The sequence below is a fragment of the Streptomyces sp. NPDC058964 genome, from assembly GCF_042741275.1.
GTDB lineage: Bacteria > Actinomycetota > Actinomycetes > Streptomycetales > Streptomycetaceae > Streptomyces.
Map to the genome: position 1 here is coordinate 20,234 of NZ_JBHYKH010000094.1, position 656 is coordinate 20,889.

Sequence of the window (656 nt, forward strand, 5' to 3'; positions counted from 1 at the left end):
CGCTGCGCTGTTTGTACTGCGCCAACCCGGACACCTGGCACATGCGCGACGGCCGAGAAGTCTCCGTGGACGAGGTGATGGCGGAGATCGAGAAGTACCGCGCCTTCGTCACCACGGCCGGGGGAGGGGTGACGATCACCGGCGGCGAGCCGCTGCTCCAGCCGGCCTTCACCGGCGCGGTCCTGCACCGCTGCAAGGAGGCCGGACTGCACACCGCGCTCGACACCTCCGGCTTCCTCGGCGCCCGCGCCACCGACGAGTTGCTCGCCGGCACCGACCTGGTACTGCTGGACATCAAGTCCTTCGACGCGAACAGGTACCGCAGGCTGACCGGCGGCACTCTCGCCCCCACCCTCAACTTCGCCACCCGTCTCGAGCGGCTCGGCAAGCGCATGTGGATCCGCTACGTCCTGGTGCCCGGGTGGACCGACGACCCCGAGGCCGTCGACGGGCTCGCCCGTTTCGTCGCCGGTCTCGACAGCGTCGACCGTGTGGACATCCTGCCGTTCCACAAGCTCGGCGCGGCCAAGTACGAAGCCCTCGGTCTGCCCTTCCCGCTGCGCGACACCCCGAGTCCGGCGCCCGAGCTGGTCCGGCGGGTGCGGGAGCAGTTCCGTGCTCGAGGCGTGAACGCCTGCTGACCGACCGGACGTGAC

1 pseudogene (cut by a window edge) is annotated in these 656 nt (G+C 70.3%); it reads left to right on the forward strand.

What is annotated here, in order from left to right:
• Positions 1 to 641, forward strand: a pseudogene (gene pflA / locus ACFW2E_RS14785) (pyruvate formate-lyase-activating protein) (it extends 75 nt beyond the left edge of the window).
• The last annotated feature ends 15 nt before the right edge of the window (positions 642 to 656 follow it).